Here is a 23235-nt window from a genome sequence, read left to right as displayed (position 1 = left end):
GGGTCTCCCGAGCGAAGCGGCCGCTCAGTTTCGAGAAGCACTGCAAAACCAGCCTGCGAATCCTCATCTGCTGGCCAACCTTGCGGGTGCGGAAATCGATCTGGGCGATTGTGAGAGTGCGCTGGCCCACTTCCAGCAGGCGCTGCAACTCGACACTGCGGATCTGGATATCCGATCGAACCAGCTGCTGACCCTCAACTACCTGGAGAACGTCGAGGACAGCACGATCCTAGAGGCACATCGCGCGTATGGCAGCCAGCTCGAGCGAGGGATGAAGCGACAAGAACGAGCGACGGGAAAGAAGCCGAGGACACCGCTGCGGGTGGGGTTAGTCTCCGCCGACCTGCGCCGCCACTCGGTTGCGTGTTTTCTGGAATCCTGGCTGCCACATCTCGACGCGAAACGTATTCAGCTCTTCGCATACTTCAACCACTACCAAAGCGACACGGTCAGCGAACGGCTCCAAGCGTGCTCCGAAGGTTGGCGTGAGATTCTTGATCTGACCGATGAGGAAGTGGCTGACCGGATTCAGGCGGACGAAATCAGTGTCTTAATCGACCTGTCCGGCCATTCCGGCGGAAACCGACTGCCGGTATTTGCCCGCCGGCCGGCGTCACGTCAGGTCACCTGGCTGGGCTACCCGAATACTACGGGCTTGAGCGCGATCGACTACCGGCTGACCGATAGCTTTATCGATCCGCCCGGTGAGGCCGACCAGGCTCATACCGAAAAACTGTTGCGTCTGGAGGGGCCGTTTTCCTGCTACGCGCCGCCCGCCGCGGCGCCGCCGGTTCAGCCGCCGCCGAGCCAACGCCAGAGTTACGTAACGTTCGGGAGTTTCAATAACCTGGCCAAGATAACGCCCCAAGTGCTCAACACCTGGGGCAGGATCCTCCAGTCGGTGCCGGACTCCCGGCTGCTGCTCAAAACTCGGGTGTTGGCGGATCCGGTGGTCCAGGCCAGGATCCGCGAGGTGCTGGCCGGGTTGGGAATCGCTGGTGAACGCCTTGTCTTGCAAGCACGCGACAACGAAACGGCGGACCATTTGGCCCGCTACCAGGATGTGGACATCGCGCTCGATCCGTTCCCCTACAACGGCGTTACCACGAGCTGTGAGGCGCTGTGGTGCGGCGTGCCGGTCATCGCGCTAGCGGGTGGAAACCATCGATCGCGGGTCTGTGCGAGTTTCCTTGAGGCCATGGATCTCAAGGAGCTGGTCGCCGACAGCCCGGCTGCCTATGTACAGATCGCGGCCACGCTGGCGGAAGACCCAGAACGCTTGGCGAGCCTTCGAGAGGGGATGCGAGATCGCATGGCGGGCTCACCCCTCATGGACGGACCCGCATTTGCGGCGACTTTTGCCACCGCCATGGAATCGATCGCAGCGGAGGGTGAGTCGGCGACAACATAGGCGATCCTCGGGTGTTGCCATCCGGTCTACGGGTTAACCGTCCTTCTTTTGTCGAGTCTGTCGAGGCGATTTCAAAGCTTGGCGACCTGCCCGCCGACGCCCTGGTAGCTCAACGGGCTAGCGCTGCAGAGCGAGCTCGGGCTCACGGGGGTTCAGCCGAATCATCTCCCGATTGAGCACCCCCGCGATTGACACCCAAATGCCGTAGGGGACAAACAACAGGGCAGCCAGAGGCTGTTCGGGCAGCGTGACCGCCACAAATGCCCAGATCATGGTCCACATGGCGGCCAGATCCACAAAGGCAACTCTCATCTGTTTGCGACCGAAAAAGAGGTAAGACCAGAGGCCGTTACAAAGCAGCTGGGCGCCCCAGATGCCGATTGCCAGCCACTCGCGCTCTTGCCAGACGAGCCAGCCGGCGTAGCCGATCATGGCGTAGAGCGGCGTCCACACGACCGGGAAAACCCAGTCCGGGGGCGTCCAAGAGGGGCGGTTGAGGGCGTTGTACCAAGTGCCGGGTTTGAACAGGCCGCCGGTGGCGGCTGCACCAAAGACCAGCACTGCTATGATGATGCCTGCCGTCATGCTGTCGTCCGATGGCTATAACTATCAAGAGCTTAGCATCAGATCACCCGCCGCGTGACGATGACGCGAAGCGTAGGACTGAACGCTGTTCACAGAAGGAACCGGTTTTCCATGACCCAAGATCGCTGTTTTGTGACCCACCTGGAGTGCTCGATGACTGGCCAACACTATCCGGCTGGCGAGCTTCACGGGCTGTCGGAGGTAGGACGACCGCTGCTGGTGCGTTACGACCTCGAGGCCATGGGGGCTGCGCTGGACCGGGACACCCTGACTCGGCAGCCCGACCGCAATGGTTTCTGGCGCTACCGCGATCTGCTGCCGCTGCAGGACAGTGCCAACGTTGTAACCCTCGGTGAGGTGATGACACCAATGATCGAGCTCGCCGGGGAACGGCTTGGGCTACCGACAGGTGAAGGCAAGTTGTGGGTCAAAGACGAAGGGCGACTTCCCACCGGATCATTTAAGGCGCGCGGGCTTGCCGTGGCCATCGCCATGGCCCGGGAACTCGGCGTCATCCGGGTGGCAATTCCGACCAACGGGAACGCTGGCGCTGCGCTCGCTGCCTACGCCAGCCGTGCCGGCATGCAGAGCACGGTGTTCTGCCCGGACGATACGCCGGCGATCAACGTGCAGGAGATAGCGCTGCAGGGTGCCGATACCTGGCTGGTTAACGGGCTGATCAACGACTGCGGGCGTATCGTCGGGGAGGGCAAAGTGCCGGTGGGCTGGTTTGATATCTCAACGCTCAAGGAGCCCTACCGAATTGAGGGCAAAAAGACGATGGGACTGGAGCTGGCGGAGCAACTCGACTGGACGCTGCCCGACGTGATCTTTTATCCCACCGGTGGCGGCACCGGCCTGATCGGCATGTGGAAAGCCTTTGCCGAGCTCAAGGCGATGGGCTGGCTTAGCGGCAAACTGCCTCGCATGGTGGCCGTTCAGTCCACGGGCTGTGCGCCCATCGTCAAAGCGTGGGAGGCCGGAGAGGAGCATGCGCCGGTGTGGGAGGGAGCTGAGACGGTCGCTGCCGGAATCCGGGTGCCGGTGGCGGTCGGAGACTTTCTGATCATCCGCGCTGTCAACGAAAGTGGCGGGTTTGCCATGGCGGTAGATGACGACCACATCATGCGCTGTCGCGATCAGGTGGCTGCTCGCGAAGGGCTACTGCTGTGCCCCGAGGGCGCGGCGACTTATGCCGCGTATGAAAAGGCGCTGACCTCCGGGCAGGTCTCGTCGCAGGACAACGTCGTGCTCTTCAACTGCGCAACCGGATTGAAATATCCGATGCCGGATGTCACCCAGGTGCTCGATCAGCACAAACCCGTGGATTACGCCCGCTTCGGTTAACTGTTGCGCCGGTCGGCGGTCTTGCCGCCACGCACCAGTCGATAGAGGGTCCTGCCGGGGCGGCCCAGCGCGTAGCGCGGTTCAGGCGGGTAATCGTTCTGCACCGTCCGCGACAGCCAATGCTCTCGCTCCAGATCCTTGAGGCTCAAAGCGAGCGCGCGTGCCGTAATGGGTGACAGTCGCTGCCGGAGGTCAGCAAATCGCCGCTCCTCCGAGCCGGTCGCCAAGACCAGCGGCAGGGTCCACTTGCGGTAGCCAAGCTCACGGTGCTCCCAGGCGTGCAGGGTGTGATGGACTTCAGCGCAGGTTTTCGCCAGGTCCATAGCGCTCGGAGCCAGCAGGTACTCGGGTCGCATGGGGTGGCCGTGTCCTTCGTTCCGTTGAACCAAACCCAGATCGCGAAGCGATTGGAGGCTAACGCTGAGCGCGCTGCGGCTGCAGCCAAGCGCGTTGGCCAGCGTGACAAACTTCACGGCAGGTCGCTCGTGGAACTGCGCCAGCAGCGGCAGGTTCCAGCGGCGGTGTGTCAGGTTGATCAACAGTGAGAGCTGCAAGCCATCAAACCCCTTGTGATCTAGAAATATATCAAGTATAAAAACAGTACTCAATGAGGCAAAAGGAAAAGTGATGGATGACGTACTAGGGTTCGACGGCGGGCTGACGCTGTCCATCCCGGTTTCCGATCTGAACCGCTCGGTCGCCTGGTACCAGGACGTGCTCGGGCTGCAGCTGATTTACCAGATGGATGAGCTCGGGTGGTGCGAGCTGGCGTCGCCGGTAGCGCGCGTGAACGTAGGCTTGAGTCAGGTTGAGGTGGTGAAGCGAGGCGAAACGACGCCGACCTGGGGCGTCTCCGATATCGAGAAGGCTCAAGCAGCCCTCCTGGAAAAAGGCGTGAAGCTCGACGGGGAAGTGCAGGTAATCGACGGCATGGTCAAGATCCTCGGGCTGTTCGACCCAGACGACAATGCCATCATGCTCTACCAGGACATCTCCGAAAACTGAGTCGATTTCCTGAAGCCGGCGCGGGCCCGATGCCGATGGCTTACAATGGCGTTTTGCAGGCTGAGGGACCGGTTTGGGGACTGGACTCTACGGTGCGCTGAATCGGGGGCCGCTCGCGGCGAGCTTCAGCGCAAAACTCTTTCTGATTGCGATTATTGGGGCGACGCCGCTGCTTCTCAGTGGCCTTACCGTCGCATTGTTTGACTTGGGCTCGGCGGGTCTTGAAGCCGGGGTTGTCTTGCTGGGGGCGATTCTTTCTGTGCTCGCCTGGCTGGGAATGTTCAAGTCAGTCGTTCGGCCCCTCGTGAATACCCGCGACGCGCTGGAGCGTTACGCCAGCAAGAAGACGCTGCCGCAGCTGCCCACCGACGGGCGCGACGAGGTGGGCGTCATCATGGCTCATACGCAGCGCAGTGCCGTTCTGCTGGAAGACGCCCGGCGGCAGCGCCAGTCGGACCGGACCACCGACCCCATCACCGGTTTGATCAATCAACGCTCTGCGGTGCGGAGGCTAGGCCAGGACATTCTGCGCGCGGCGCGCGATGGCCGGCCACTGTGCCTGGCGATGGTGGCTATCGACAATATCGAAGAGCTGGCATCGCACTATCCGCAGGAGTCTCTTGACGAGCTGAGCAGCAGCGTGTCGGAGACGATTGTTAAGGTTATCCGTCGTTCCGATTGGGTTGCCAGCCACGGCAATCACGACTTTCTGGTTGGACTCTGGGGCGTGAAGGCCGACGCGGCCCTTACCGCGCTGGGCCGGGTTGCGACCTCACTCAGGGACAACCCATCTCGCCCGGTTAGGCTGAGCATCGGCATTGCGACTGTGGCACCCGATCAGGCGCCGGACGTTGCCATCGGGAACGCGAGCAACGCCATGTACAAGGCGCGCAACGCCGGTGGGAATCGAATTATCGTTGACGTCTAGGTCGACGGGTCGGACAGGCCGTTACAGAGAGGTCTAAAGCAGGATATTCAGAACGCCGGCACTCAGAATGACAATCCATGTCAGCATGGTGCCATACAGCCGGCCAATACTGACGCCGGCGGAGCTGCTAAGACCCCACGCGTGCAGGACGCGAGCGAGCACCAACGTTCCGCCAAGTGCATGGAGCATCGCGGCCTGCGCGCCGTTAAGCTCCAGCAGCAGTAGCAGTACGAGCGCCAGCGGCACGTACTCAACCGCGTTACCCTGAACCCGGATCGCCTTGCTCAAGCTCGAGTTACCGCCGTCGCCAATGCCGATACCACCAGCGCGGCGCATCATGGCCACCCGAAACGAGAGGTAAATCACCAAAATTGCCAGCGCACCGGCGTAGAGGGCTGTGACCGGGACCAGCTCAATCATGAGAGATAGTCAGACCAGGGCCCGGTGATCGCGACGGTGATGCCGGGCTTCTGGATATTGGCAAACAGCCATTTGCCGTCGGGTGAAAAACAGGCCCCGCACCACTCCGAATCCATATAGTTGCCCTCAAAGCCGTTTCGCTCACTCTTCAGATTCACCTGGTTGCGGGCGATTGGCTTGAGCTTACCGGATCGCGTCAGGCCTAGCAGCATTTGCCCCATGCGGCCCCCGTCCTCGCAGATCACAACTGCACCGTTGGGCGAAACGGTCAGGTTATCGGGGTGTTCCAGGATGCTCTTGTCGGCCGTCTCGTAGAGCATTCGCACCGTTTGGTTTTCGATGTCGTGCTCAAAAATCTGGCCGAGCCCCGAGTCGCCGCCATTGGTCGAAGAAAAGTAGATCTTCCCGCCGTCGAACCAGCAGCCCTCCAGGCGACTGAACGCCGTCCCGCCCGAAAGCAGCCCCTGGCTGATAACGCCGGAGCGATCCTGGTGGAAAGGATTGACGTGGCCGCGCTGCGGGTCCTCAATGTCCACCCAGACGACGTCGTACTCCCGATTGGGGACGCCACGAATCATCTGCTCCCGGCCCGCCACGCGCATCATTTGCAGCCGGCCTCCGGCGTGCAGGTCTTCGGGCCGGTTGGGGAGAAACCGGTAAAAGCCCGCTGCGATGTAGCGGTCTTCGGTGAGGTAGCAGGCGCCGCTCTGCGGATCGACCGCCACCGCTTCGTGGCAGAACTGCCCCATGTCCTTGATCGGCTTGGCGTCCGAGAAGCCTTCGGCGGGCACCTCAAATACAAAGCCATGCTTTTGCTGCAGCTTGACGGTGTTTCCCTGCACGATGAGCCCTGGATCGACGCAGTCTTCCTCGCAGCTAAGCCACGTACCCCAGGGAGTAGGGCCGCCACAGCAGTTGGTCAGCGTGCCGGACAGGCTGACACGGTCGTCCAACAGCGTGGCGTCTGTCGGTTTGACGCGCAGCGTGGTGGTGCCGCCCGTCGCCGCCGGGTCATAAGAGTGTTCCGCCGGGCCGATGGCGCCAGAGTCGCCTACCATCTCGTGGTTTCTCACCAGAACCAGGGCATCGTCGCCGGCTGAAATCACCGCCATACCGTCGTGCCTGCCGGGGGTGGGGCGTCCATCCGCCATCAGGTCGTTGCGCCAGCCCAGCGTGTGGTACCGAAACCCTTCGGGCACCTTGAGCAGGTCCAGCCCGGTCGCCATATCGCTACCGCTGCGCAGATTGTCAGCGGCGCTGCCGGTGCCGGCGGTCATGGCCGCCGCAAGGCCGCCGGTGCCAATGAGGAAATTTCGTCTGTTCAGCATGGATCTGTGGCCGATAAAAACGCGGATATTATCGCAGAGACCTTGATGTTTATGTGACTGACGAGCATTTGCCTACGGATTCGACAAAAATGTTGGACAGTTGACAGGATGCTTCGTGCTCGCCGCCGGCAAACCGGACGGAGGTTTCTCGGGGCTTGCCGCACGCCACCAACGAAAGTGTCCCACCGAGCAATCAGCTGCGAATCGCGTGTCCCTGCTGTTTGAACCATTCATAGGTGTCACGAAGTCCGCGCTCCAGCTCAATGTTAGCTCGCCACCCCAGTGCGGCGAGGCGCGAAACGTCCAGAAGCTTACGCGGTGTGCCGTCCGGTTTGCTGGTATCAAAGGTGAGCCGACCCTCGAAGCCGATTACCCGACACAGCGTCTCCGCCAGCTCACGGATCGTGCAGTCCACCCCCGTGCCAACGTTGATGTGAGACAGCATCGGCTGTGTATGCTGCTGATACGTGGCGTCGTCCAGCTCCATCACAAAGACGCTGGCCTCGGCCATATCGTCCACATGCAGGAACTCGCGCATGGGCTTCCCGCTGCCCCAGATCACAATCTCGTCGGCCCCATCCTCTTTCGCTTCGTGAATACGGCGCATCAGCCCTGGAATGACGTGGCTGTTTTCCGGGTGGAAGTTGTCTCCCAAGCCGTAGAGGTTGGTCGGCATGACGCTCCGGTAGTCCCGTCCGTGTTGACGGTTGTAGCTCTCGCAGAGCTTGATGCCCGCGATCTTGGCGATGGCGTAAGGCTCATTAGTGGGCTCGAGCGTGCCCGTGAGCAGCGCGTCCTCGGCCATCGGCTGCTCGGCGTGCTTGGGATAGATGCAGGATGAACCCAGCAGCAGGAGCTTATGCACTCCGGCCTCGTGCGCGGCGTTGACGACATTGGCCTCGATCATCAGATTTTCGTAGATGAAGTCCGCCGGGTATTCGTTGTTGGCGTGGATACCGCCGACCTTAGCCGCCGCGAGGTAGACCTGGTCGACATCGCTGGCAGCAAAAAAACGGTTCACCGCAGCTGTATCGCGAAGATCCAGCTCGTCACTGCTCGCCTTGAGGATATTGTTGTATCCGAGCGACTGAAGCTGTCGCACGATCGCGGAACCAACCATGCCGCGGTGGCCGGCGACATAAATGGTTCCGGATCGGTCGCGAGTCGTTTCCGGAGAGGTGGCGCTCACGCCTCCACCCTGACGGGGAGCTCCAGCCCGTGGTCGCGCAGAAGGGCGTGGCGCTTTGCGTCCACGAGATCGTGGGCGACCATTTCGGCGCACATTTCCTCGACGGTGATCTCAGGCTCCCAGCCCAGCAGCTCGCGGGCTTTGGACGGGTCACCGAGGAGGGTCTCCACCTCTGCGGGCCGGAAATAGCGCGGATCGACACGGACGATCGCATCGCCGGGCTTCAGCGCCGGCGCCGAATCCCCTTCGACCGAATCAACGTAGCCCACCTCTTCCAGACCCTCACCTTCGAACCGAAGTCTGACGCCCAGTTCCTGCGCGGCGAGCTCAATAAACTGTCGCACCGAGATCTGGACGCCGGTAGCGATCACGAAGTCCTCGGCCGTCTCCTGCTGCAGCATCATCCACTGCATGCGAACGTAGTCCTTGGTGTGGCCCCAGTCGCGCAGCGCGTCGAGGTTGCCCATGTAGAGGGTGTCCTGCAGCCCCTGGGCGATGTTGGCGAGCCCCCGGGTGATCTTCCGCGTGACGAAGGTTTCGCCGCGACGGGGAGACTCGTGGTTGAACAGAATGCCGTTGCACGCGTACATCCCGTAGGCCTCGCGATAGTTCACCGTGATCCAATAGGCGTACAGCTTGGCGACAGCATAGGGGCTGCGGGGATGAAATGGCGTGGTCTCCTTCTGCGGCACCTCCTGGACCAGGCCGTAGAGCTCGGAGGTGGACGCCTGGTAGTAGCGCGTCGTCTTCTCCATGCCCAGCAGGCGGATCGCCTCAAGCAGGCGCAAGGCGCCCAGCGCGTCAACGTCCGCGGTGTACTCCGGTTCCTCGAAGCTCACGGCCACGTGGCTCTGGGCGCCCAGGTTATAAACCTCGTCCGGCCGGATCTCCTGCAAAATTCGCGTCAGGTTGGAGCTATCGGTCAGGTCCCCGTAGTGCAGCACAAAGCGAGGATCTGGCTCGTGAGGGTCCTGGTAAATATGGTCGACGCGCTGGGTGTTAAAGGACGACGCCCGGCGCTTAATGCCGTGGACCTTGTAGCCTTTCTCGAGCAGGAATTCGGCGAGGTAAGAGCCGTCTTGACCGGTGACGCCGGTAATTAATGCGGTTTTCATCGGCTGCTTAATCGGAAATAATTGGATATCGTAACCGATACTCCAACGGGTCGCCCTTCTAGTGGAGACCGAGTTCTTTTATGGCGCAGAGCGGCTGAAACGTTTCAAATTGGGCAGCAGCGTCCAGAGTAGGGTAGGCTCCGCCCGGTCGACAGGCAGTACCTATCGGTCAAATCCGTCCCGAGGGAGAAAGAATTGAAAATCTCGATCGTGTCACCGTCCTACAACCAGGCTGCCTACCTGAAGAAAACCCTCGAATCGGTCGCGCACCAAGACTTTTCGGACTACGAGCACCTAGTTTTCGATCCAGGGTCGAATGATGGTTCCAGGGAAATTCTGGAAGGTTATCGTGACAGCAACCCGAGAGCATCGGTCGTTTTTGAGGAGGACGAGGGGCAAGTCGATGCGATCAATAAGGGGCTTGCCAGATCGAACGGCGAAATTTTGACCTGGCTTAATACGGATGACGCCTACTACGATGACTCCGTGCTGCGTACGGTTCATCAGTTCTTCCTCGAGAACGAGGATGTTGACATCGCCTACGGGCGCGGGCTCCGGGTTGATCACGCCGGCAATACGATCAAAGAAGCGTTTGTCCATCCAGCAGGCACAAATTTTCTCAAAACTCTCGAGACTTCCATCGGCCTGCTTCAGCCATCCCTATTCTTCAGGCGACGCGTCTATGAGTGTGCAGGCGGCTTGGACGACTGTTGGCCTTTACAACTCGACTATGAACTCTGGATTCGATTCGCGCAGAACGGCTTCCGCTTTGGGCGAATCGACCAACTTCTGTCGGTGGCCACGGTTCACATGGATGCCAAGAGCACGAAGCAGAGGTTGGAGCAGCTCGACGAGTGTATGACACTGATTAAATGCAAGTTTGGCCACGTTCCAAAGGTGTGGGTTGAGCGATTCGTCGAATTTTTTCTGACGCGGAAGGACGCGAAGGTCACAAGCGACATCGAGATGCCAGCCTCACTCTCCAATCTTCGTTCTCGCATGGCTCAACGGCTTGTTCGAACACTCAATCAGAAAGCAGGTGAGATGGTAGGGGGTGCTTCAGCAGTACTAGTGGGCGGCCATCCATCGTCCGGGCATGGCTCAGTGCTTGAACGAGTTGTGGTCACCTCGTTCGACGCGGCGTACTTCAACCAGGGCATCAACCTGATTGCAAGCCTTCATCGGACCAGTTTCGACGAAATCGACAGGATCATTGTCTATCCGCTTGGTCTAGGCGAGACGGAGAAGCTGCAATTGCTTGAACTGGACAAAGTCGAACTGGCCGAATACCCCGCCGAAATCACGAAAGAAACGTTTCCCGAGTTTCTCGAACCAAAATCGAGGGCTTACAAGTCGTATGCGATGCGAGCAGCCGCAGACCTCGTCAGCAAAGAGGCACTGATTCTCTGGATGGATGCTGGCCTGAGCGCGCTCACGAGCGTTGCTGAGATTTTTGACCTCATCAGTGAGCACGACTTTTTCATCACAAACCATGATGACAGCCGACATTGGCCAATTGTAAACGCGCCGTTTATCCATCCCGACGCACTTGAAGCGATCAATCCCAGCAGCGCGGAACTGGTCGCCCCTCATTATTGCTCCGCTCTGGTTGGCTACCGAAAAGGCGGAAAATTCCGAAATATAATCGACGAAGCCTGGGCGCTCGGGAAGAAAAGGTCAGCGGTGTATTGGCCCAAAGTTGTGGAAAAGTCGAATCGAACAAGGTTGTCCGCGGAAGACGAACAGCTCCGAAAGGAACTCGTTGCCGGTAACAGGCAAGCCAGCCAGTATCCTGTCCAGCGCGTGTTTGGTGTTTTCGCTCATAGCGGCCATCGGACGCAATCGATCCTGTCCATTCTCACCACACGTTATGGTGCACCTAGTTTCTCGTCCAGCCTGTATCGTCGTGGCAACGAGGCTTCTTCAGCCGCGGCAGTCCGAAATTGGAAGGAGTCGGCCCATCTCACAGACCAGCAGGCATCCATTTCCGCCTTGGAAGGTGTCGATGCCGAGGTTCGTATCTACCATCATCGCGGCACGTTTCACTTCCTTGACGGTCTGAGGTTCGATCGCGGAACCGATGCGCTTTTCATTATGGGCAATGGGCCATCACTCAAAGGGTTCGACTTTGACAAGCTTCGCGCACAGCACACGCTTGGCATGAACGCGGCCTACCGTTACTGGGACGAAATCGACTTCTATCCCACCTACTATGCGTGTTTCGATACTGTCGTCCAAGACAGCCACCGGGAAGCGATCCAAAGACTCATTAAGGAAAGATGTGCCAACGGCATTCGAAGGTTCTTCCTGCGAAATTCTATTCTGGAACACATGCCTGAGCTGAAGAACCATCCGCATGTCCACTTCCTGGAGGACCTGCAAGATCAGTCAGAGTTTTTTGTCGACGACAAGATTACAACAGGGAGTTTCTCGGCTCTGGTGGGCATCTTCCTGGGTTATCGTCAGCTATTTCTCCTGGGTATCGATCTGAAGTATATCGAGCAGATCCGGGAAGCATCAGTTGACGGCCGAGAGTTGGTCATTGACGAGACGCCTGAGGAAAACCCAAATTACTTCTTCGATAATTACCAAGTAGCCGGTGACCGCTATAACCCACCAAACCGTCACCCGGATATGCATGTGCGCTCCTGGGAGATGCTAAAAGCCGACCTACGGCGATTTCCGGTCTCGATCACAAACCTCAACTCAATGTCCGCGCTGCGTTGCTTTCCGTTCGCCGACGTCGACAACGTGCTCGAGGCGATGGAGAATCCCTGCCGGCAGGGGGCTCGCACCGTCGAGCCCATGCGACAGGCCTTTCTTGAGGCACGGTATTGGCGTGAAGAGTTGCTTGGTCGTATCTACAGCGACGCGCCCCTCATTGGAAGCTATGAACGGGCACACAAGGCACACATTGATGAAACTCGCGTCGTTGCTCGGGTGTTCGATCACATTGGCGAAGGGACATCAATGATCGATGTAGGCGCACACCATGGCTCCGCGCTGCTTCCCTTCTTGAAAAGGTCTTGGACGGTGCAGGCCTTCGAACCGGATAGGAATAACCGGTCAAAGCTGCTAGAGCGGCTCAAGGATCACAGGCACCGAGAGTTACTGAAAATCGACGATCGTTGTGTTGGCGCTGAATCAGTGGACCACAGGCCGTTCTATACCTCAGAAGAAAGCACGGGCATTAGCAGCTTAAGCAGCTTTCATCCGTCTCACAAAGAGTCTGACCAGGTTGGTGTCGTTTCGCTTCGAGATTTTCTCGAAGATCAAACCATCGAGAAAGTAGACTTCTTAAAAATCGATACGGAAGGTCATGATCTCTTTGTCTTGAAGGGCTTTCCTTGGGAGCGTTTACAACCCAGAGTTATCGAATGCGAGTTCGAGGATTCGAAAACGGAACCGCTGGGATACAAATTCAAGGATCTTGCCTGGTATCTCGCGGACAAAGGCTACGCGCTGTACGTCAGCGAATGGCACCCGATTGAGCGCTATGGTATCCGGCACAATTGGCATACGTTGAAGAGGTTCCCCTGTTCGCTCAATAACAAAAACGGCTGGGGCAACATTCTAGCTTTCCGAGGGTCGGTCGATGAGAAACTCGTCGTAAGCTGCTTTGAGGAGCAACTGGTCGTCGGAAATCCTGAAGGGGCTCTCGGTGACTCTCAACCATCAAAAAAACCGCCGCCAGGAGCCTTCTTAAAGGCCAATCGGCATTTCAGAGATGGCGATTATGAGCGGGCCCTCTCTACCTATGTCGCACTTTATAGGTTCAATCCGTTGAGCATTTATGAAATGAATGCGTTGTGGGCCGCGAAGAAACTGCGGCTTGGACACGTGCACAGTATGGGTGATCTTGAATGATGCATCATGCCAATGGTTATCTCAGTCTATAGGCTGCTTTCGAAAGTAATAGCGGTGTGCCAAAGGTCAGTCCATACCAATGACTTTCCGGGATGTTGAAGCGCTTCAGAGTTTCCTGTGGGAAGTCTCTTGTCGCATCGAAGGTTAGATACGGTTCGATATCGATAATCTTTCCAAGCGTACTCTGGATGTCCAGCTTTCCGATCCGTCGGACGTGATCATGTTGGCCAAACCGTTTTTGCCTATCGGAATCTGAGAGCGCAGGATCAAAAGACTCATCCCAGCGTCCGGGAGATATGGGAATCACGCATGCATGTAAACCATCCGTCTTCAGGATACGGTGCATGTGGAACAGCGTGTGTGCCATGGTGCACGGGATGTGTTCGAGGACATGGCAGTGAATGATGAGATCTACAGACTCTGATTCGATTGCTTCGATGTCTGTGGTCAGATCGAAGCGTTGGACATTGGCGGTCTTGGGATACAGCCTCGGATCAATGTCGTAAGCGTGATAGTAGTTATCCCCTACGATCGATTTGATCTTCTCCCCCAAGCCAAATTCAGGCGCAAAGTGCATGACCCTTCGGTGTTCCCTTAAATGTCCTGAATGATCAAGATAAAGCCAGAGCAGGCGAGTTCTTTCGAGAGAACCGCATTTCGCACAGCGAACGTTCAGGCGTTTTTTCATGTCGCGGAAAGTCACGCTTCCGCAGATATTGCATTCCACTATGATGTCCCTTTCTGGCCCGGCACGAATGGGGCAAACGGTAGGTCAGAATCCTCTAGATGGCTTTCTTTACCGCGAGTGCAAGACTGACGGATTGCAAGGACAGGCGGCTACTCGCAAGTCTTGGTACGGTCTCGTTCCAGTAGCGCATGGTTAAATCCGGGTTTGTCGCGAACTCGGTATGAAACACCAATGGCCTCGGCAAGATTGGACTACGCAAGAACTCCAAGCCCGCGCGTCGCACACCTTGCAGGTAGGAATCAATCCTAGTCTCCACGTTCTGTAGCTCCTCATTACCCAGGTAGAAATCGATGGCGTGGTAACCCAGGCCTCCTGCTTTGAGAATGCGGAAATGATCGGCAAAAAAATTGTCGATATGGTCTTTCGGAATATGCTCGATCACGCTGATGGAAAAGACAAAATCGAAATACTCAGCAGGAACTTCGTCGTTATACTCACCAAGATAAGTGCTGATAACGTGAAACTCCTTCGGCATGACAATTTTTTTGGTGTCTACCGTTCTGCCGGATCCGTTTGGCTTGTCGAGGTTCCACCGCTCGTTTCCGTCAAGTGTCCGCAAGACTCGCCCGAACCCCCCGCCCGCCTCCAGGATCTTTTGTTCACGGACTCCCGCAAGCTTTGAGAGTATCCACGCATCCTGGATGTGCTTTAGGCAAATCATAAGACGGTTGGTCCTTTCAAGATGATTGCTCACCTCAGGGTCATCGAGCGCGTTCCAGTAAGTCTCTTTCGTGATCACTTCAAGCAAAGCTAGTGTTCCTCTATACAAGGGTATGTAACAAGAATTACCCCGAGAGGCCTCCCGTCAAATTCAATAAAACGGCTCTTTTCTGTCCTGCGCAACGTTTTATACTAGTGCGGCCAGTTGTGAGTCATCGAGTTTCCCATCATGCAATTCGGTCGAGGAAATTGAACAAAGCGTTGGCGGCAGCAAGGCTGGTTCTCTCAACAGCTTCTTGTGTGTTCGAAGCATTATGCGAGCCGAATACGCACCTTTCATGTAACCTCAGAACGGATTTTTCCGGCAAGGGCTCCTGCTCGAAAACATCAAGCGCTGCCGAATAGACGATGCCAGTTTCTAGCGCGGATTCAAGCGCTGGCTCATCAATCACGGGGCCACGGCCAACGTTTACAACGCGGAGCCCAGATTTTGCCGTCGCCAAGGTCTCGCTGTTTACCATGTGATGGCTCGAGTCCGTCAAGGCACAGGTGATCACTAGAAAGTCGGCTTCGTCAAAGCGATCAGGCCAATTCGCGCGATCGACATACTCAGGCGCTTCAGATGCGAAAGGGTCGTACGCGATGATGTTCATGTCACAAGCCGACAGACGTTTCGCGACATTGCTGCCAATATCACCCAGTCCTACGAGCGCAACGGTCTTTCCTCCAAGTGAAATGCCACTTGGTTTCGGCCATTCTCCCCGCCTTACACCTGCGTCGATTTGAAAAGTCTCTCGGGCAAGCGCGATCACATAGCCGAGTGCCAGGTCCGCAACCTCGGTGCCAAACATGTTGGGAGTATTTGTGATGGGAATGTCAAGATCCTTGCATGCCGCAAAATCGACGTTGTCGACGCCAATCCCCCACTTTACCGCTGCCTTCAATCGGCCGGCTTTTCCCGCTTCAAATACGGCGCGCGTTGCTGGATCGTCACCGATTATCCAACCGTCGTGAGCCGGCACCAGCGCACTGAGTCGTTCTTCCGTCAAGGTCTGAACCACTTCGGGCGTTGTGATCTCGGCGCCTCGGGATTCGAACAAAGGAGCGAATTGATCGATCATGCGGAGCATGGGCGGGCAAGTTACGAGTATCCGTTCGGCGCTGCTCAAGACTGGGCCACCCAGTAAGTTGCGGCGATCACCGCAAAGTCCCAGTCCTCGGGCGTGTCGATATCGATCGATTCGAACCGCGAGTTTTCATACATCATGGGTTTCCGGCCGATACGGGCATTCGTCTCGCGAAAACTGGCCCGGGTAAAGGCATACAGATTGGAGTTTTCCTCATACCAAGGCTCTAGATCCTGAGTTCGTACAAGGTTCGACGGATCATGGTTGACCGCGGAGAGATCAGCACGGTAGAAACGGGTCTGAACCTTGTTCACGGTGAAAAGCGAGTCTGAATGCCCCTTATCCCGGGCCTCGAGGAATGTGTCGAGGGCGTTTGAAATAGTCTCTGCTGTAAGTAGCGGATTGGTTGTATGCGTCATCAGATAGACATCGGCGTCCACGTTGTCCACGTCGTCAGCCAGAACGAGATTCATGGACACCAGGTCGCCACAGATTTCCTGGCGGCGGTCACGAATCAGCACGCGTTCCGAGTCGACAAGGCCGTTCTCTGCGAGGATGTGCCGCGCATCCGTGTTGATCACAACCTGGTCGATGGCGTTAACTTCGAGCAGGGTATCGAGGATCCAGCGAAACAGGGGCTTGCCGCAGAAATCCCGAAAATTCTTGCCCGCGACGCGCTCGCTATTGGCCTTCATCGGCAGGAGCGCCACGATCCTTGGTCGGTTCAATGTCATCGAATTCCTCGTGGAATTGGTGTCAGTCCGGGTAGAAGTATTTCTCTTTCTCGGCGTTGGAGAGCTTGCGGTGCTCATGGTTGCCCCGGTACGACCCAACGTACTGGTTCCAGCGGTAGCGAACAATGTCCGTCGCCTTGCGCGCGAACACACCTTCCTTCATGGCGCTACGCCAATCACGCCAAACGCTTGAGGTGAAATAGCGCGCCGTGTCCACAGAGCTGACATGGACGTTCGGCATTATCCGCTGAAGCGCGATCGCTTCTCGTTCGAATCGACGTCGGACGGTCTGCCAGGATTCGTCGTGGTGATGGTATACGCCGGCGTCTGGCGTGTACTCCACTCGGCCGCCGTCCGCAACAAGGCGCTGCGCCAGTTCCATATCTTCCAGACCCGTCAGCTCTTCGTTGAATCCGTATTTTTCCCAAGCCGACTGCAGAATTGCCGAATTGGCGTTGTTACAGAAGATGCGGTTTTGAACGCGCGCCGGGCTATCCGGATAGTACTTTGCGAAGATCTTGCCCTCACTGTACTGGCTTGTCGGGCCGCTGTATTGCCGGCCATAGGTGTATTGCGCGCGTCCTTCAATCAGCGGCTCACAGAGGTTTTGCAGCCAGTGCTCGTCAACGGGCACACAATGGCCGCTGGTGACGACGAGCATGTCGCCTTGGGCCGCTTCACAGCCGACGTTGAGTGAGCGTCCGAACGAAAACTGTTCTCGGGTGATGTGGCGCATCACGCAGCCATGCTGTTCGGCGATTTTTACAGTCTGGTCTGTCGATCCGGAGTCGACTATCACCACCTCGTGGCCAAGTCCCTCCGTCATTTGTGCGGCGATGCCGTCTAGTAGCTCACCGAGGTATCGGGCTTCGTTCAGCGTGCGAATGATGATGCTGATGCGAGCATCTGCGAGGTTGATCATCCCAGGGCTGATCAGCAGGCTGAAATCCGAGAACTGCCTGTGATGGATAAGGCGAATTTCGTCCGGCTCCACTGAATTGATTGCAAACATGTCCCAGTGCACGGCCACGACCTGTTGCGACTGAATCTCTCGAGCAAACTGGAACGCTTCACGGACGGACATATTGCCCACGATTCCGCGCCGGCCTCGGAAAAAATTGTGTTCGTTAACCGGCAGAAAGGCGGTATGGATCGGACCCAGTTCAACCAGTCGGTCGATAATTTCCTGCCGCGCTGACGTGTCACCAGCGAGGTAGATTTTCTTCCCGCCAAATTCAAGAACATATCCAACGACTGTCAAGTTGCCATCACCATCACGCTCGACTTCGGGATGCGCAGCCGGGGTGGCCACAATCTGCAGATCATCGGTCAGAGGTTTCCATTTTTCCTCTGCTTTGAAAATTCGCGAGTCCTCAATGCCCCACCCCGACAGAATGTCGCATACGGGGCGGGGTCCTACGAATCGAGCGCCGGGTGAGGCGGCAGCCAGCTTAGGCAGAGTATGCGGATCGCAATGGTCAATATGCTCATGAGTTATCAAAACCCAGTCGGCGTCATCGACCTCCTCGGGCAGCATCGCTATCGGAACCTGGCGTTCGAGATCTGGCGAGTCCAGCTCTCTGACAGAATCAGAGAGATATGGATCGAGATAGATGGTTACGTCCGGGAACTGCAGCTTACAGCCAGACTGACCCAGCATCGTTACCGGAATTCGCAGGTCAGTGCTCATGCGGCCTCACCGAATACGGCCCGATGATCAATTTTCTCGAAAACGTTGCACGCGCCACCATCCGTGGCGTCGTAAATCCGCCGCCCGGCCTGCTCAAATTCCCGCCGCGCGATCCGATACGACTCTTCCGATCGGTCAAGATCAGGATTGTTCCACTCCTGTCCGCCACCGAAATACTGCGGGTCGAAGTGATTCGGATCGGTGCCCTTGAGCACGCGAGCCTCATTGGGCGCGCCTCGATACACGTAGCGGTGATCCATGCCAATGATGAACACCTCCTGAAACCCCATGTGATAGGCGATCTGCAACGCAGCGTAGGTTACAGTCCAGCCCTCGTGAACGCCTTCCCTGATATCCGTGCAGAAACGCTTTTTCGGAGTCGCGGTTTCAATGAAGTGGGTGAGTCCATCCTCGCTGATTGTGGGCGAGTTTCGCCTGCTGATGAATTTGACGCAGTTGAGCTTCTGGAGGGCTTCCCGCGACTGCGCGACGACCCGATCGTTCACCGCAACCAGGTAACGAGGATAAAAGCGAAAACGGTCCATACCCAGATGGATCTTGTTGAGTCCGATCACGACCTCGTGCCTGAGCACGCTTAGCTCCATGCCGTTAAGCGACGGTCCGTTGCACACAAGGATGCAACGCTGTCCCGCATGGCGGTCTTTGAAAATCGAGAGTCTGTCCATCGTTCGCTCACTGGGCAGGAACGGAGCAAACGCAACTGGTAGTATTGTGTCTGCAAATCCCGGCGCAAACAGCTCACCATCGAGACGGGCCGGCCTCGTTCGAGGGTCGCGCTATTCTAGAGTATCCCCGGGCTGGTTTGAATAGCGTGTTACAGACGAATCACACTGGAGCGATCGTGTTATTCTGGGTCGGTCAGGACCGCGTGGATGCCGCCCGTGGCGGCAATCGAAGTGCCCTGCAGGAATCTCGCAGAAGACGAGCACAGAAATAGCGCAATCTGGGCGATTTCATCAGGGTCCGCCAACCGGCCGACCGGGTGACATCGTTCAAGTTTGGTGAGCTGCTCCTGTCGCCCCTCGAACCCCTCCAGAAGCATCTCGGTCCTGACTGCCGCGGGCTCAATGGCGTTGATACGCACCTCGCCTCTCAGCTCAAGGGCCATGTTCCGGGTCATGGCGCTTAGCGCCGCTTTGCTGGTCGCGTAGGCTGTGAACCGAGTCTTGCTTTGACTTGCATGAATGCTGCTGATGTTTACCACGCTGCCTTGGGCGTGCCGCAACAGGGGCAGCAGGGCCTGTGTCCAGAAGAACGGGGCCAGCAGGTTGGTGTTCAATGTTGACGTCCAATCAGTAACGCTCAACTCATCGATCGGTTTGAGTATCTGAACGGCGCCGTTGTTGATCAACGCATCGAGCCTCTCCGAGCCGCAGGCGGCCCTCACCTCTTCAAATCTTTCTGCGGCATAGGCCGAATCTTCTACGGTTCGCTGTAGGTCCGCATGAACGAACAAATCACAATGAGAAGAAGATTTAGGCCTTGTACGATCCGAGCCGATTACTCTAAAACCAGCCTCTGAGAATAGCGCGACGAGTGATCGTCCGATCCCCCCATTGGCGCCAGTGATCAGCACAGTCTTTTGGGAATTGCCAGCGCCCAAGCTGTTAGTCATTGTGTGGTGACACCAACGGGTCGTATTCGAGTCGCTTGCATAGTTCCAAGTACCGATGTGAATCAAGTTGTCCCACGACCTCCTCAGGAGTGGCGCGACGCGAGCGCCGTCCAATCCTGGCCGATGTGCGACCGCTGTCACCTGACAACTTGTGGATGGAAAACAAGTTCTCAAATCCTGGCGTAAAGCCAAGTTCTAGTGCACTGCAGATGGTGCGCATCACCGGTTCAGAATTGGCCACGAAATCTTCATAGCGTACAAGTGGAAGCTCCTCGTGGTCGTCGAGAAACGCCAGATACCGTCTCGCGTATTCATCAAGACTGTTGGGGCTGAAGTGTCTCCATCCCCGTTTGAGTAAGGACAGATACGAGTCCAGGGGGTGCCGAACGGATACGATGGAGCGTGTCTCGTATTCCGAGGAAAGACCTGAGACCAATCCAGGCACGTCCTTGACATCCTCCTCGACGCAATATTTGCTGTGGGTGTGTTCGCGGAGCACCAGGTGAGTACCAGTTTGTGTGCAGCGCTCGTATATCGCGCGCACCCCTTGCAGAAATACTTCGAGCTCTAGTTCTTCGTCGGAACCCAGCGAGCCATTACGAAGCAGTGAAACCAGGTCTGTCGGGGCGAACGCGGAAGATCTTCCGCTGTACATCTGGCTATGGGGTGCTACCTCACTCAAAAGCTGGACGTTCGGCATGGAGGCGACACACTTTGACACCAACGTCCCCCCGCTGCACGCAAAGTGGTGGATTGTTCTTACGGGCTCCGTGGGCCACGGATGCTCCACTAGCTCCGAGCATCGTTCCAGCAGGCTGGGTAACGGCTCGGCCTTCTGCAGCGTATGGTGCGTTTCGATGAGGCCGGAACCATCGATCAGTTCAGCACACTTGTCTACTAGTTCGGCAAATCTCTGGGGAACGTTCATGATTGAGGGCGACTTGCCAACCTCCATCCCAAGCTTAGCGTGGCTTATTCGCCTTCGCCGATATTGTGAGCAAGCGCCTCAACCAGCCCGGAGGTCAATTCGCTTTTCCGCTCTTCGTCATTCTCATTCTTCAGCTGCAGCAGATACTCCGCTGCTAGGCTGAGGCGTTTGCGGATTTTTAGCAGCAGCTCATGCTGTGCGTTTCGCGTCTCAAGCACGTCGGCGTAGCGTTTCTGTAGCTCCTTGAGGTCGTGCTCACGCAGCGTCTGCATGCGCAGCGAAACTGAGAGATCAGACTTGGCCTGCTCAATTGCGCGCTCGAGTCTTTCAATGTGATCGTTGGTTTCCTGGCGCACCGATTCGATCCGCTCAGCCACCTGCGCTTCCTGTTTTTTCTCTAGTTCTCGCGCTTCTTCGCCGCGCTGATCAAGCTCTGCCTGCCGACTCTCAAGGGTTTTGTTTGCTTCGGCCAGCTGGCCCCGAAGCTCGGCTACTTTTGTCGCTTGCTTCTTTTGCTTCTCTAGCGCCTTCTTGCTCTGTTCAAGTTCTTTCGTTATCGCGGCTAGACGTTGCTCCGCGCTGCGGTTAAGCGACCTCAACTGGTCTTTTTGCTTCGAAATTGTGCCGTCTAGCTTCGCGCGTTGTTGCTCCAGCCGCTGCTGCAAACCGGACTTTTCGGCCGTCAGGTTTTGCGTATGCCGCACGAGAGAATCATGCTTTACCTCGAGTTCCTTGTGTAACGGCGAGCGGCCGAAATGCTGTAAGTGCAGCCTCGGCCAGTCGCCATCGCTCCGGTCCTCGCCCCCAAGGGCACGATAGCCGCGGGTGAGCAAAGCTTCCCCCAGCCACTCTGACTCGTCGTCTTCACCGTCGAGTGAGCGATGGCTGGTGCGGAGCACTAGATGACCAAAAAGGCGTCTCGTTTCATGGTCTTCAAGACTCGTCAACACTGCTGATTCAATGCCGGGAGCGTCTACGATCAGCCAGTTGTTCGGACTCGCCGGTAGCTGCAGATGGCGCGCGAGATCCGATAGTGACCGGGTCTCGACCGACAGTTTGGTGGTTTGACGAGCGCCGGGGAAGATCGAAGAGACATCTGGGTCGGGGCGCAGGCTGCTCAGCTCGGGAAAGTTGAACACCGTAAATGTAGCGGTTCCGCTCCGTTCGTCTAGAGCGTATTCCAACACCTCCGCCTGGGGAAGATTCTGGGTCTGGCGCCGCAAAAATTCTGCCCATTGCCGCTGTGGCTCGAGCATGATAAGGCGTGTGTGGGAGAGACTTGCTAGCACCGGTAAGTCGCGGCCCTGACCTGCGCCGACGACCAGAATCATTTCCGGCGCAGGAAAAATCGCCAAATGTTGTTCGAGCCAATCCATCAAGCGAAAGCTAGATCTTCGAATCTCCGATGAACAGGCCGAGCAGGCGTCGGACGGGAGCGGTCAATCTCCAGGACAGGGAGCGCCTTACTGCAGTCAGCGTGGCCGCATGCCACTCGAGTTGGCTGGCCAGCGCTTCGCGATCTGCTTCCCAGGTCTCCCGGGCCTCTACGAATTCAGCTTGTGATTCATCGCGACCATCGCGAGCCGTTTTGGCGTCGCCACGGGCCTTGTAGACTTCCGCCTTAAGATTGCTCAGGTCGTTGTTCTTTTTCTGGTTTTCTAAGAAATGTGCTTCCAGCTCTTCCTGCACCTGGTGAAGTTGCAGAAACAGAAGCTCGTTCTCTTCCCGAAGCTCGTCGAGATCGGATGTGTCAGTGCCAGGTAGCCCGCTGGCTAGGACCGCATCCACGTCGATGCTGTAAGCCCTAAGCAGGGGTAGACTGCTGGCCTCCAATTCGGCGACCAGGGCTGCTGCCGTTTCGTCCTGGCGCAAAGCTTGCGCTGCGACGAGCTCGAATAGGCCAGCCGGTTCAGAGTCTGCCTGCAACCCTTCTGCCGTCCCGGTGGCGTTGACCGAGCGGGGCAGGCGGTCGGCAAGCAGCCGATGCAGTAGCTCAGGCCCGGCTTGCGCTGCATGGCCGTCAAGCAGCGTGAGGCGGCGCCGATCCTGACGGAACCGAGATAAGAGCTGCTCTGTAGTTTCACGCCAAGTGTTTAAAGCGCGGTTTGTCGATTCGCCTGCCTTCAGCATTTCACCGATGAACAAAACCGGATTAGGGTAGACGACGACGGTACTGCCGGCCGCGTCTGCTCTCAGCACAGACCCGAGATCGTCCAGCTCATCTAACAACCGGAAACCCTGGCCCTCAAGCGTCCTAACCAGCGCGCTGAATCGTTCTCGATCCCCAATCACGTGCAGCGTCAGATCTTTGGTGTCGCTTGGCTGCTTCCTAAAGTCGCTAACCGCCGACTGAGCGGGTGCCCGTTGCTTTCGATCCTTTTCCTTGCCTTGCAGCATAATGGATTGCCGTTTGCTCATTTGTGGTAGTTGGTAATCCTGGTCGTAGTTGCGCACTGCTCTTTGTAGCCGCGGCAGCCTCAGGATAAGCGCGTTATTATCGCACGACCATCTCAATGC

Annotated in this window: 21 protein-coding genes (1 of these 21 cut by a window edge); 5 read left to right on the top strand and 16 right to left on the bottom strand. The window is 57.5% G+C overall.

Features of this window, described 5'->3' with window-relative positions:
* Positions 1 to 1411: the 3' portion of a tetratricopeptide repeat protein gene (locus tag AAF358_24650; protein MEM7708770.1), read on the top strand. It extends 752 nt beyond the left edge of the window; the window shows 1411 of its 2163 coding nt (coding positions 753–2163); its start codon lies beyond the left edge, outside the window; its stop codon occupies positions 1409 to 1411.
* Positions 1412 to 1528: 117 nt separating this feature from the next.
* On the opposite strand, the gene AAF358_24645 is transcribed toward AAF358_24650, so the two are convergent.
* Entirely contained in the window at positions 1529 to 1996 is a 468-nt protein-coding gene (locus AAF358_24645; protein ID MEM7708769.1) for a TspO/MBR family protein, read from the bottom strand.
* 111 nt (positions 1997 to 2107) lie between these two features.
* Here AAF358_24645 and AAF358_24640 point away from each other — a divergent pair, with 111 nt between their 5' ends.
* Positions 2108 to 3343, top strand: a complete 1236-nt coding sequence (locus AAF358_24640) for a threonine synthase (protein MEM7708768.1) — start codon at positions 2108 to 2110, stop codon at positions 3341 to 3343.
* Here AAF358_24640 and AAF358_24635 read toward each other — a convergent pair.
* Positions 3340 to 3897 carry a winged helix-turn-helix transcriptional regulator gene (locus AAF358_24635; protein MEM7708767.1) on the bottom strand — a complete coding sequence of 186 codons (558 nt, stop codon included), beginning with the start codon at positions 3895 to 3897 and terminating at the stop codon, positions 3340 to 3342. The two genes, AAF358_24640 and AAF358_24635, sit on opposite strands and share 4 nt — an antisense overlap.
* A gap of 73 nt (positions 3898 to 3970) precedes the next feature.
* On the opposite strand from AAF358_24635, the gene AAF358_24630 reads away from it, so the two are divergent.
* Together AAF358_24630 and AAF358_24625 are read left to right on the top strand one after the other, a co-directional pair.
* Entirely contained in the window at positions 3971 to 4348 is a 378-nt protein-coding gene (locus tag AAF358_24630) for a VOC family protein (GenBank protein ID MEM7708766.1), read from the top strand.
* Positions 4349 to 4421: 73 nt separating this feature from the next.
* Entirely contained in the window at positions 4422 to 5276 is an 855-nt protein-coding gene (locus AAF358_24625; GenBank protein ID MEM7708765.1) for a GGDEF domain-containing protein, read from the top strand.
* A gap of 33 nt (positions 5277 to 5309) precedes the next feature.
* Here AAF358_24625 and AAF358_24620 read toward each other — a convergent pair whose 3' ends face one another.
* The 4 genes from AAF358_24620 to gmd form a co-directional block, all read right to left on the bottom strand.
* Positions 5310 to 5696: an MAPEG family protein gene (locus AAF358_24620; protein MEM7708764.1), complete on the bottom strand. Its 387-nt coding sequence runs from the start codon at positions 5694 to 5696 to the stop codon at positions 5310 to 5312.
* Complete coding sequence (locus AAF358_24615; protein ID MEM7708763.1) at positions 5693 to 7024, bottom strand: alkaline phosphatase PhoX; 1332 nt, start codon at positions 7022 to 7024, stop codon at positions 5693 to 5695. Before AAF358_24615 ends, AAF358_24620 begins: the two co-directional genes overlap by 4 nt.
* A 193-nt stretch (positions 7025 to 7217) precedes the next feature.
* Complete coding sequence (locus AAF358_24610; GenBank protein ID MEM7708762.1) at positions 7218 to 8213, bottom strand: GDP-L-fucose synthase; 996 nt, start codon at positions 8211 to 8213, stop codon at positions 7218 to 7220.
* A complete protein-coding gene (gene gmd, locus AAF358_24605) occupies positions 8210 to 9328 on the bottom strand; it encodes a GDP-mannose 4,6-dehydratase (protein ID MEM7708761.1) in 1119 nt (372 codons plus the stop codon). The genes AAF358_24610 and gmd overlap by 4 nt, the downstream gene beginning before the upstream one ends.
* Before the next feature lie 195 nt (positions 9329 to 9523).
* On the opposite strand from gmd, the gene AAF358_24600 reads away from it, so the two are divergent.
* On the top strand, positions 9524 to 13195 hold the full coding sequence (locus AAF358_24600) for an FkbM family methyltransferase (GenBank protein MEM7708760.1): 3672 nt from the start codon (positions 9524 to 9526) through the stop codon (positions 13193 to 13195).
* 16 nt (positions 13196 to 13211) lie between these two features.
* On the opposite strand, the gene AAF358_24595 is transcribed toward AAF358_24600, so the two are convergent.
* From AAF358_24595 to AAF358_24550, 10 genes are all read right to left on the bottom strand, one after another.
* A complete protein-coding gene (locus AAF358_24595) occupies positions 13212 to 13922 on the bottom strand; it encodes a class I SAM-dependent methyltransferase (protein MEM7708759.1) in 711 nt (236 codons plus the stop codon).
* A 55-nt stretch (positions 13923 to 13977) separates the two neighbouring features.
* On the bottom strand, positions 13978 to 14682 hold the full coding sequence (locus tag AAF358_24590; protein ID MEM7708758.1) for a methyltransferase domain-containing protein: 705 nt from the start codon (positions 14680 to 14682) through the stop codon (positions 13978 to 13980).
* 148 nt (positions 14683 to 14830) lie between these two features.
* Positions 14831 to 15733 carry a phosphoglycerate dehydrogenase gene (locus AAF358_24585; protein MEM7708757.1) on the bottom strand — a complete coding sequence of 301 codons (903 nt, stop codon included), beginning with the start codon at positions 15731 to 15733 and terminating at the stop codon, positions 14831 to 14833.
* Between the two features lie 35 nt (positions 15734 to 15768).
* Positions 15769 to 16464 (bottom strand): acylneuraminate cytidylyltransferase family protein, encoded by a 696-nt coding sequence (locus AAF358_24580; GenBank protein MEM7708756.1) that lies wholly within the window; start codon positions 16462 to 16464, stop codon positions 15769 to 15771.
* Between the two features lie 22 nt (positions 16465 to 16486).
* On the bottom strand, positions 16487 to 18154 hold the full coding sequence (locus AAF358_24575) for an MBL fold metallo-hydrolase (GenBank protein ID MEM7708755.1): 1668 nt from the start codon (positions 18152 to 18154) through the stop codon (positions 16487 to 16489).
* Complete coding sequence (locus tag AAF358_24570) at positions 18151 to 18840, bottom strand: 6-hydroxymethylpterin diphosphokinase MptE-like protein (protein ID MEM7708754.1); 690 nt, start codon at positions 18838 to 18840, stop codon at positions 18151 to 18153. Before AAF358_24570 ends, AAF358_24575 begins: the two co-directional genes overlap by 4 nt.
* Before the next feature lie 179 nt (positions 18841 to 19019).
* Positions 19020 to 19790 (bottom strand): SDR family oxidoreductase, encoded by a 771-nt coding sequence (locus tag AAF358_24565; protein MEM7708753.1) that lies wholly within the window; start codon positions 19788 to 19790, stop codon positions 19020 to 19022.
* Positions 19783 to 20718 (bottom strand): sulfotransferase, encoded by a 936-nt coding sequence (locus AAF358_24560; GenBank protein MEM7708752.1) that lies wholly within the window; start codon positions 20716 to 20718, stop codon positions 19783 to 19785. The genes AAF358_24565 and AAF358_24560 overlap by 8 nt, the downstream gene beginning before the upstream one ends.
* 44 nt (positions 20719 to 20762) lie before the next feature.
* On the bottom strand, positions 20763 to 22094 hold the full coding sequence (locus AAF358_24555) for an FkbM family methyltransferase (GenBank protein ID MEM7708751.1): 1332 nt from the start codon (positions 22092 to 22094) through the stop codon (positions 20763 to 20765).
* Between the two features lie 10 nt (positions 22095 to 22104).
* The gene (locus AAF358_24550; protein ID MEM7708750.1) at positions 22105 to 23172 is read right to left on the bottom strand and encodes a hypothetical protein; all 1068 of its coding nucleotides are present in this window, start codon (positions 23170 to 23172) and stop codon (positions 22105 to 22107) included.
* Positions 23173 to 23235 lie beyond the last annotated feature (63 nt).

Source organism: Pseudomonadota bacterium (genome assembly GCA_039033415.1).
Classification (GTDB): domain Bacteria; phylum Pseudomonadota; class Gammaproteobacteria; order Xanthomonadales; family SZUA-38; genus JANQOZ01.
The sequence above is the reverse complement of the archived record's forward strand: the minus strand, read 5'-3'. Positions and strand labels throughout refer to the sequence as shown.